The organism is Pseudomonas sp. 34 E 7, from assembly GCF_900005715.1.
GTDB lineage: Bacteria > Pseudomonadota > Gammaproteobacteria > Pseudomonadales > Pseudomonadaceae > Aquipseudomonas > Aquipseudomonas orientalis_A.
Genome location: NZ_CVTX01000178.1, coordinates 3,482 through 12,959 on the forward strand (window position 1 = coordinate 3,482; position 9,478 = coordinate 12,959).

The 9,478-nt window shown below is 59.6% G+C and carries 7 protein-coding genes; all 7 read right to left on the reverse strand.

Going from position 1 to position 9,478, the window contains the following annotated elements; all coding sequences use genetic code 11:
* Nucleotides 1-181 precede the first annotated feature (181 nt).
* Nucleotides 182-2,056: a TonB-dependent receptor domain-containing protein gene (locus tag BFP96_RS24200; RefSeq protein ID WP_065937153.1), complete on the reverse strand. Its 1,875-nt coding sequence runs from the start codon at nucleotides 2,054-2,056 to the stop codon at nucleotides 182-184.
* A gap of 141 nt (nucleotides 2,057-2,197) precedes the next feature.
* Entirely contained in the window at nucleotides 2,198-4,096 is a 1,899-nt protein-coding gene (dxs, locus tag BFP96_RS24205) for a 1-deoxy-D-xylulose-5-phosphate synthase (RefSeq protein ID WP_065937154.1), read from the reverse strand.
* Between the two features lie 110 nt (nucleotides 4,097-4,206).
* Nucleotides 4,207-5,094: a (2E,6E)-farnesyl diphosphate synthase gene (ispA, locus tag BFP96_RS24210; protein WP_065893139.1), complete on the reverse strand. Its 888-nt coding sequence runs from the start codon at nucleotides 5,092-5,094 to the stop codon at nucleotides 4,207-4,209.
* Complete coding sequence (locus BFP96_RS24215) at nucleotides 5,091-5,333, reverse strand: exodeoxyribonuclease VII small subunit (protein WP_003176346.1); 243 nt, start codon at nucleotides 5,331-5,333, stop codon at nucleotides 5,091-5,093. The genes ispA and BFP96_RS24215 overlap by 4 nt, the downstream gene beginning before the upstream one ends.
* Before the next feature lie 74 nt (nucleotides 5,334-5,407).
* Nucleotides 5,408-6,547, reverse strand: coding sequence for a Fic family protein (locus BFP96_RS24220; RefSeq protein WP_065937155.1), 1,140 nt, complete (start codon nucleotides 6,545-6,547; stop codon nucleotides 5,408-5,410).
* A gap of 131 nt (nucleotides 6,548-6,678) precedes the next feature.
* Nucleotides 6,679-7,059, reverse strand: coding sequence for a hypothetical protein (locus tag BFP96_RS24225; RefSeq protein WP_065937156.1), 381 nt, complete (start codon nucleotides 7,057-7,059; stop codon nucleotides 6,679-6,681).
* A gap of 1 nt (nucleotide 7,060) precedes the next feature.
* The coding region (locus tag BFP96_RS24230; protein ID WP_083216680.1) for an RHS repeat-associated core domain-containing protein at nucleotides 7,061-9,478 on the reverse strand (2,418 nt) is incomplete at its 5' end.

The window sequence follows — 9,478 nt, forward strand, 5'->3', positions numbered from 1 at the left end:
CGTCCTGCCGGGTTACCCACGGATTCAAGCCTGCGTTCGGCCAGCGTGGTTTAACGGGGCGCCTGAGATCAAGATCAAAAGCAGATCAAGATCAGGAGCGGCTCGCTTCGCATCGTGGTTAGGGTTGGGGGGACTGGAATTGTGTTGGCAGCTATGCTGCGATGACGCCGGTTCAGACAACTCAAATCTCGGGTGTCCAGGTTACCCCGAGCATCCACGTCCGGGCTGCTTCGCGATAATTCTGATACCCCTCGAGGTAGCTGTACTTCGCCCGCGCATAAGACTTGTCCAGCACGTTATCGACCTTCAACGACAACGAAACCTCGCGGTTCAACGCCCAACTGCTGCGCAGCCCCAGCAAGGCATAGCCGCCCAGGCGATTACGATTGGCTTCGTCATCGTAGCTGCTGCTGATGGCCTGCCAGCTCGCGCCCACACCGACCTTATCGAACTGCCGATCCAGGTCCAGGTTCAACGTGCGCCGTGCGCGGCGCGCCAGGGTATGGCCGCTGTCGCGGTCACGCGGGTCGATCAACGACACGCCCAGGTTGCCTTGCCAGCCAAACAACTCCTGCTTGAGCGCTGCTTCAACACCATTGATTCGCGCCGATGCCACGTTCTGCGGCTTGCCACCGTCAAGGATGATCGCATCGCTCAGGTCGGTGCGGTACAGCGAGGCTTCCAGGCGTGTGCTGTTCGCCAGTTGGCTGCGCCATTGCACCTCGTAGCTTTTTGACGTCTCAGGCTGCAGGTTGGGGTTGCTGTACTGCGTGCCGGGGTAATAGAGATCGTTGAAGGTCGGTGCGCGAAAGCCTTCGCTGTAGCTGAGCAACACGTCATTGTCAGGGTTGATCGGCACTGTCAGCGTGCCGCTCCAGCTGTTCTGGCCGCCGAACTGCTGGTTCTGGTCGCGGCGCAGGCCCAGTTCGGTGGAAAACCATTCACCGTGAAAGCGATGCTGCACGAAGGCGGCACGGTTCCAGCGACTGTCTTCGGTAAACGCGGTGGAACCGTGGAAGCGGTCTTCGTACCAGTCGCCACCGACGATCAGGCTGTTGCGCTCGTTCAGCGTCAGGTCGTTCTGCCAGTTGACCGAGTCGCGGTAGGTATTGAACACGCTGAAATCATCGCTGAGGGTATCGCGCTTGGTGTCGCGGTTTTCGCTGTGGCCCAGCTCCAGGCGCGACTGCCAGCCTTCGCTGAGGGTGGCGTCGACATAGCCACTGGCACTGCTGACGGTGTAATCGGTGTAGGGTTTCTGGCCGAAGCTTTGCCCGGTGGCGAAGTCGTAGCGACCGAAGCTGTTGTCGTACTCCGACTTGCCGCGGTTATCCAAAAGGTTGAAGCCCAGTTCCAGCGCATCGCTGAACGAGTGGCTGAGGTTCAGGCTCAGGGACTGATTGCGGTAGGCGTCGTGGTCGCCGTCGCTGGGAAACGACTGATGGCTCGAGTTGATGCCGGCCGTTTCATCCAGGCTGGCGCCCAGGTTGAAGCGCGTCTGTTCATCGCCGCCCGACAGGCCGACGCTGCGCTCCCAGGTCTGGTGGCTGCCAAAGCCCAGCTTCACCCGGGGTTGCAAGCCTTGCTCGGCGTTGCGTCGGGTAAACACCTGGATCACCCCGCCGATCGCATCGCTGCCGTAAATCACCGAACGTGAGCCGCGCAGCACTTCCACGCGCTCAATCTGGTCGACGTTGAGGTATTGCAGACCGCTGTCGCCGGAGGTGGTATTGGCGATGCGCTGGCCGTCCACCAGCACCAGACTCTGCGCCGATTTTGTACCGCGAATGTAGATGCCCGGCAGACTGCCACGTCCACCGGTGGGCGCCACTTGCACCCCGGGCACGCGGCTGAGCAGGTCGGTAACGCTGTCGGGCTGCAGGCGGTCGATATCGGCGCGGGTGAATACGGTGTTGGCGGCGCTGCTGTCATTGCGCGCCTGCACCTGGCGGTTGGCGCTGATGACCACGTCGGAGAGTTTCAAGGCCTGGTCGCGGGTGTCGGCGAGCAGATCGGCGCAGGGTAGCAGCAGCAGGGCAAGGCTCAGGCGTTTCATGGGCTGTCCATAGCGTTTGAAGGGTGTACACATCAAAATGTGGGAGGGGGCTTGCCCCCGATTGCAGTGTGTCAGTCAGAACATCTGGTACTGATACACCGCTATCGGGGGCAAGCCCCCTTCCACATTTAGTCCCGGTTTCTACAGGGCCAGAAGCGCCAAACGCTGGCGCACCGAGGCCTCGATACCGGCTTCATCCAACCCGCATTCAGCCAGCATCTGCGCCGGCTTGGCGTGTTCGACGTACATATCCGGCAAGCCCAGGTGCAGCACCGACTTGAGGATATTCTCCCGTGCCAGGAATTCACTGACCGCCGCACCGGCGCCGCCCATGATGGCGTTTTCTTCGACCGTCACCAGCAGTTCGTGACTACCGGCAATCTCGCGCACCAGGGCTTCATCCAGTGGTTTGACGAAGCGCATGTCGACCACGGTGGCATCGAGTTTCTCCGCGACTTTCAAGGCTTCGGCCAGTTGCACGCCGAACACCAGGAAGGCCGTATTGCTGCCCTGGCGACGCAGGAGGCCCTTGCCGATTTCAATCGGCTCCAGGTCTTTCTCGATCACCGCATTCGGGCCATTGCCGCGCGGATAGCGCACGGCGGCGGGGCCGTTGTACAGGTGGCCGGTGCTGAGCATCTTGCGCAATTCGTTCTCGTCGCTCGGCGTCATGACCAGCATGCCGGGGATGCAGCGCAGGTAGGACAGGTCGAAACTGCCCGCATGCGTCGGGCCGTCTTCGCCGACGAGGCCGGCGCGGTCAATGGCGAACAGTACGTCGAGGTTCTGCACCGCCACGTCATGCACCAACTGGTCATAACCGCGTTGCAGGAAGGTCGAGTAAATCGCGACCACCGGCTTGGCGCCTTCACATGCCATGCCCGCGGCGAACGTCACCGCGTGCTGCTCGGCAATCGCCACGTCGAAATAGCGCAGCGGGAAACGCTCGCTGAAGGTCACCAGGTCGGAGCCTTCCTTCATCGCCGGGGTAATGCCTACCAGGCGCGGGTCGGCGGCGGCCATGTCGCACAGCCATTCGCCAAACACGCCGGAATATTTCGGCCCGCTGGCCTTTTTCGGCGCAGCAGCGGGGGCGTCCAGGGGCTCGAGCTTGGTGATCGCGTGGTAACCGATCGGGTCGACTTCCGCCGGGGCGAAGCCTTTGCCCTTCTTGGTGACGATATGCAGGAACTGCGGGCCCTTGAGGTCACGCATATTGCGCAGCGTGGCGATCAGGGTGGGCAGGTCGTGGCCGTCGATCGGGCCGATGTAATTCCAGCCCAATTCTTCGAACAAGGTGCCGGGCACCAGCATGCCCTTGGCATATTCTTCGGTGCGACGGGCAATTTCCCACGCGCCGGGCAGACGCGACAGCACTTTCTTGCTGCCTTCGCGCATGCTGGCGTAGGTGCGGCTGGAGAGGATTTTCGCCAGGTAATTGGATAAACCACCGACATTGCGCGAAATCGACATGTCGTTGTCGTTGAGGATCACCAACATGTTGGCATCCACTTCCGGCGCATGGTTCAGCGCTTCGAAGGCCATGCCCGCGGTCAGCGCGCCATCACCGATCACTGCGATCGCCTTGCGCTCACTGCCTTGCAGGCGGGCGGCAATCGCCATGCCCAGCGCTGCACTGATGGAGGTGCTGGAATGGCCGACGCCAAAGGTGTCGTACTCGCTCTCCGAACGCCGTGGAAAGGCGGCGATACCGTCCTTCTGGCGCAGGCTGGCCATGCGCTCGCGACGGCCGGTAAGGATTTTATGCGGATACGCCTGGTGGCCCACGTCCCACACCAGCCGGTCGTCCGGGGTGTCGAATACGTAGTGCAGGGCGATGGTCAGCTCGATCACGCCCAGCCCGGCACCGAAATGCCCACCGGTCTGGCCGACCGTGTAGAGCAATTCCAGGCGCAGTTCATCGGCCAGGGTTTCCAGCTCGGCTTCACCCAGTCGACGCAGGCCGTCCGGCGTGGCAGCGCGGTCGAGCAGGGGCGTGGACGGGCGCTTGCGGGGAATCTCTTGGAACGTCGTGGGCATCAGGCGAATCGTTATAGGTATAGAAGAGGCGGCAGTTTACCTCAAGCATTGCAAACTGCCCACGCAGAGGGGCGAACTTGGCCGATTTGCGGCGCTTATGGCCGCAGCTGTCAGTGGCGACGTTCGACGATATACCGCGCCAGATCACGCAACGGCTCAGCCGCCGCGTCGAAAGGTCGCAGGGCGTCCAGGGCTTGATCGCGCAGCTCCAGGGCGTAGGCCTTGGCGGCCGCAAGCCCGAGCAGCGCAGGATAGGTCGGCTTGTCCCGCGCGATATCGGCGCCCTGGCGTTTGCCGAGGGTGGCGGTGTCGCTTTCCACGTCGAGGATATCGTCCTGCACCTGGAAGGCCAGGCCGACAGCCCGTGAATAGGTTTGCAGCGCCGCCAATTGCGCCGCTTCAGCCCGGCCACTGGCCAGGGCGCCCAGTTGCACGGCAGCTTCGATCAGCGCGCCGGTCTTGTGACGATGCATGTGTTCCAGGGCTTGCTGATCCAGCTTGAGGCTGACCGAACCCATGTCGATCGCCTGCCCGCCGACCATCCCGGCCGGGCCTGCGGCCAGGGCCAGGGCGGTGACCATGCGCAGGCGGGTCTCGGCGTTGACGCTGCTCAGCGCCGGGTCCAGCAATGCGCTGAACGCCAGGCTCTGCAGGCCATCACCGGCCAGGATCGCATAGGCTTCATCAAAGGCTTTATGGGTGGTCGGCTGGCCGCGACGCAGATCGTCGTCGTCCATCGCCGGCAGATCGTCATGTACCAGGGAATAGGCGTGAATCAGTTCTACCGCACAGGCCGCGCCATTGGCCTGCTCGGCTGGCGCACCCAGCGCTTCACACGCGGCATACGCCAGCAACGGGCGCACCCGCTTGCCACCGTTCATCACGCTGTAGCGCATGGCCTCGTAAAGCCGCTTCATTTCCGGGCTCGGCGCAACAAACAAGGGCTCCAGCGCCGCATTTACCCGGGCTTGGCTACTGGCCTGATACGCATCGATCATTCGGGTTGTTCCGCATCGAAAGGTTCTTCGGCCAACTCCCCATCGCGCTCAAGCAACACCTGCACTTTTTGCTCAGCCTGCGCCAACGCGCTCTGGCAGTCACGGGTCAGGCCGATGCCTTGCTCAAATGCCGTCAACGAGTCTTCCAGCGACAACTCGCCGTTCTCCAGACGCTCGACCAGGGTTTGCAGGTCGGCGAGGGATTGTTCGAAATCGAGTGCAACTTTTTTGCGGGCCATGGCGGCAATTCCGGTAGACGGTAAACCGGCGCGACACTAGCAGACATGGGGGATTGGGGCAAATGAGTGGGGGCTTACTCGCCCGCAGTATTAATCTGATAACGCGTGCTGCGACCGCCTCCGGGCAGACGGATCAGGCAGTTTTTTTCCAGCAGGTCAGCCAGGTGCCGCGTGGCGGTTGCCTTGGATACCTTGGCCACCGCCTGGTACTGCGCGGCGCTGATGCCCTTTTCGAAACCCCTTTCACCGCCGTCGAGCAGGCGGTTGAGCACTTTGGTCTGTTCGGTAGACAAAGCAGCGCCGCGGTGGTGGTCCCAGAATCGCGTCTTGCTCAACACACGATCTATCCGCGCCATTGCCTCTTGCAGGCTGCGCAACAACGTTCTCAGAAACCACTCGAGCCAATCCGTGATATCGAGCGTGGCCTTTTGGCTGGACTCCAATGCGTTGTAATAGCCCTGGCGGTCCTCAAGGATACTGGCTGACATCGCATAAAAGCGTATCGCGTGATGGTCGCCCTGGGCCAAGGCCAAGTCAGTGATGGCGCGTGTCAGGCGACCATTGCCGTCATCGAACGGGTGAAGCGTGATAAACCAGAAATGCGCAACGCCGGCACGTATGAAGGGGTCCAGTTCCGCTTGACTGCGGCTCAGTTCGAACCACTCAAGAAAGTCATCGAGCGCCTGCTTCAGCCCCGCGCGTGGCGGCGCCTCAAAATGCACGGTAGGCCGGTCAAGACGGCCCGATACTACCTGCATCTGCTCATCCCCCCGCAGCCCCCCGACAGTTATCTCTCGCGTGAAAACGCTCGCTTGCGAAGTTGGAAACAGCAAATGGTGCCAATGCATCAGGCGCGAATAGGTGAACGGTTTGGCGAATTGCTCGGTGGCATCCATCATCAGATCAGCGAGGCCTTCGCTACGGCGGCTTACCTGACCGGCTGTCGTGGCCTCCAAGCCTAACCGTCGCGCCAGGGAGGACCGCACCGAGCCGACATTCAGTTGCTCGCCTTCAATAGCGGAGGAGGTCAGGATGTTTTGCAGCAGCGCGTCCAGCTCGTTCTGCGCGCTGGCTACCTGACCAGCGGAGCCGAGCATGCCCAGGAGTTTGCCCTGGGAGTGACTGCATTCGCGCAGCAAAGCAGCCAAGCGTCCGGGCTGCCAGTGGAAATGGGGCCAGTCGAGGTGTTGCCAGATCCAGCGGGGGTGATCCATGGAAGAAGTACCTAGGTACTGAGTCGAATGTAGGGGTTATTCGGCTCATATGGTGAGCCGATTGTGCTGGTCATTCGGCTCACTGTCGAGGGGGCAAGCCGATGATTGGATGTTTGAACGTCTAAAATTTTTTAGATATTAGTTGGGTAAAGATGAATGGCGGTAGCTCTGACATCAACGAAGCCGAGCTCGTGCGGCACTGGCTGGTCTAGCTCTACGAGGATTACTGAATCCCCTATCTTTAGTACTGCACAGCCGTCTGTATCGTTAATAAGCTCGCCAGTTATTATCTGTATGCCATCGTTTACGGTGATTTTTGGCGTTGTGTCAGAAGAAAGATCAATATTTTCCTTCCAGGAAAATACTTCATCCAATTCTAATTCCACATCCAAAACATCACCGATGTTGGGTTTGGTGCCATGCCAGAAAGCTATGCCATTTCCAAAAAGCGAGCTGAACTCCACACATAAAGTGTCTTGGACGGAAAAAACGTCAGTCGTTCGTATTTTCATTTCACTTCTTCGTTAATGGGACCCGTACAACAGTATTGTCTATATTCATCGTGTTGGTCTTCAGTTCAAGTGTCCATGTTTCCTCATGATAATGATGCTTGCTTGGCTTGCTGTTCATTTCATGAGCGCCGTAACGGATGCTTCTTTTTGCATCGCTGGAAACAATTCTGTCTTTATCAGGTTTGCCTGTTCGTGGGTTGGTATTCGTATGAGGGGGAGGTCCCAAAAACTCTTCCCATTTATGAACGGTTTCTTCCGGATTTACAGGTTTACTGGCATAGGTCTCCTTGTGGTAGCCAATATCAGGTCGCGCATTTGGGCTCTTAGGTGTGGGTGTGCTGTATTCATTAGCCTGCGGCAGTGCCTCTGGACCTTCACGACTATTCTGCTGGCACTTGTTTTCACCTGGACAATTGTTCAGACCTAGAGGGTCTAACCAGCCTGTAGGGTTGGGCACGTACTGGTACGCATTGATCCCACCCGCCAGCTTCACCGGATCAGGCGTCAGGTAACGACCAATATCCGGATGGTAGTAGCGATGCCGGTTGTAGTGCAGGCCGCTTTCTTGGTCGTAGTACTGGCCTTGGAAACGTAGAGGGTTGTCGACTTTGCCGACGTCGAGGCGGCTGATTTCGCCGTAGGCGCGGTGGTGCGCGGACCAGACGATTTCACCGTCGGGCGTGGTGAGTTCCTGCGGTGTGCCGAGGTGGTCGAGTTGGTAGTGGTAGGGCGTGGTTTCTTCCGGCCCGAAGCCTTCCAGCAGTGCCAGCGGGCGGAAGCTGTCGGGTTCGTAGAGGTAGCTGCGATGACGTTCCGCATGGTGTTCGGCGATCAGCTTGTCGCCTTGCCAGAAGAACTCTGTGGTTTTCTCTTCTATGGTTTTGCTGATACGTCGACCAAACGGGTCATAGCGATAGCTTGCGGTTTGGCCGTTGGGCTTGGTGAGGCCGATCAGCCGGTGCTGGCAGTCGTAGCGGTACTCGGTGACGAGTGCATGACCCTTGCCACGCCGTTCTCTTATTAGATTTCCAAAAGCGTCATAGTCGTAATGGTGACCGCCTTGGATCATCAGGCGATTGCCCGCCACGATGTCCGGCCCCGGCCTGTCTTGCATAAGCAAATTGCCGGCGGGGTTGTGGCCGAAACGCTCCTGTACGTCTTGCGAGTGATCGGCGCGGGTCAGGCGGTTTAGTGGGTCGTAGCGGTAACGGTGTTCGCCTTTGCGGGTGTCGATCAGGCGGGCGAGGTTGCCGGCTTTGTCGTAGTCGTATTGGCGTTGGTAAAGGTGGTTTCCTTGCTGGGTGACGGCGTGGGCGTGCAGGCGGTTTTGGTCGTCGTAGTGGTAGTGGCTGAGCAGTTGGCCTTGTTGGCGTTGGTGTTCGCGACCTGCATGGAACAGGTGGGAGGTCAGCAGTGAGCCATTTAGCTCGACGGTGGCCAAGTGGCCGGCTTTGTCGTGGTTGAAGGTCAGACGGTTATTATCCGGCAGGCGTAAATGCTGAAGTTGGCCGCAGGCGTCATAGCCATAGCGCAAGGTGCCCCAGCCCTGATGTTCAGCAGTGAGACGGTTTTGTTTGTCGTACTCGTAGGCCAGCGCCCAGTGGCCGTCTTCGACGCTGAGGAGGTTGCCTTGGCGGTCGTAGGTGTAGTCGACCGTATTGCCATCGGGGAGGATTTTTCTTACAAGACGACCGGCATGGTCGCGCTCGTATTGGGTAATAAGCTGACTGCCATCGTCGCCGTGTTCGGTCTTTTCCAGCAGGTTGCCGTTGAGGTCGTAGGCGTAGGCGGTGCGTTGGCCGTCGAAGCCGGTTTCCTGTCGGATCAGGCCGTTGGGGTGGTAGTCCAGTTGATAGGTTTCGCCAACTTCGTTTTCGATTTCAGTTAGCAAAAGGCGGGCGTTGTCGTAGCGATACTTGACCTGAGTGCCGTCGGCGTTGATGCGGCGGCTGATCAGGTGCAGGCCGTCGGCGTATTCGTAGCGGGTGACGTGGCCGAGTTCATCGCGTTCGGCGATGATTTTTCCGTAAGGGTTGTAGCTGAACTCCCGATAAGTACCGTCGGATTGGGTCAGTTTCAGCAGGCGCCCTACCGCGTCCCATTGATACTGAGTCAGCGCGCCAAGCTCATCCTCACGCGACAATTGCCGGCCCAGATCGTCATAGCGATAACGCATGATGCTTCCATTGGGCAACTGTTCTTCAACAAGCTGCCCACGCTCATTCCACACCAGCCGATGACAACTGTTGTCGGGATACCAGACCCCGGTCAGTTGCCCTTGCTTGTCGTAGCTGTAGTCCGTCGCGTCGCTGTCCGGATCAATCCTGCGGATGACATCGCCTTGCTCATTACGCTCGTATTTCCAAACCGCCTCACCACGCCGCACGACCCGTACGAAACCATTGTCATGCTCGTAGGA

Excerpts from the sequence above, each read along its gene's own strand:
- BFP96_RS24215 (WP_003176346.1), bottom strand. The coding sequence starts at position 5,333 with ATGGCCCGCAAAAAAGTTGCACTCGATTTCGAACAATCCCTCGCCGAC.
- BFP96_RS24220 (WP_065937155.1), bottom strand. The coding sequence starts at position 6,547 with ATGGATCACCCCCGCTGGATCTGGCAACACCTCGACTGGCCCCATTTC.
- ispA (WP_065893139.1), bottom strand. The coding sequence starts at position 5,094 with ATGATCGATGCGTATCAGGCCAGTAGCCAAGCCCGGGTAAATGCGGCG.
- BFP96_RS24225 (WP_065937156.1), bottom strand. The coding sequence starts at position 7,059 with ATGAAAATACGAACGACTGACGTTTTTTCCGTCCAAGACACTTTATGT.
- BFP96_RS24200 (WP_065937153.1), bottom strand. The coding sequence starts at position 2,056 with ATGAAACGCCTGAGCCTTGCCCTGCTGCTGCTACCCTGCGCCGATCTG.
- dxs (WP_065937154.1), bottom strand. The coding sequence starts at position 4,096 with ATGCCCACGACGTTCCAAGAGATTCCCCGCAAGCGCCCGTCCACGCCC.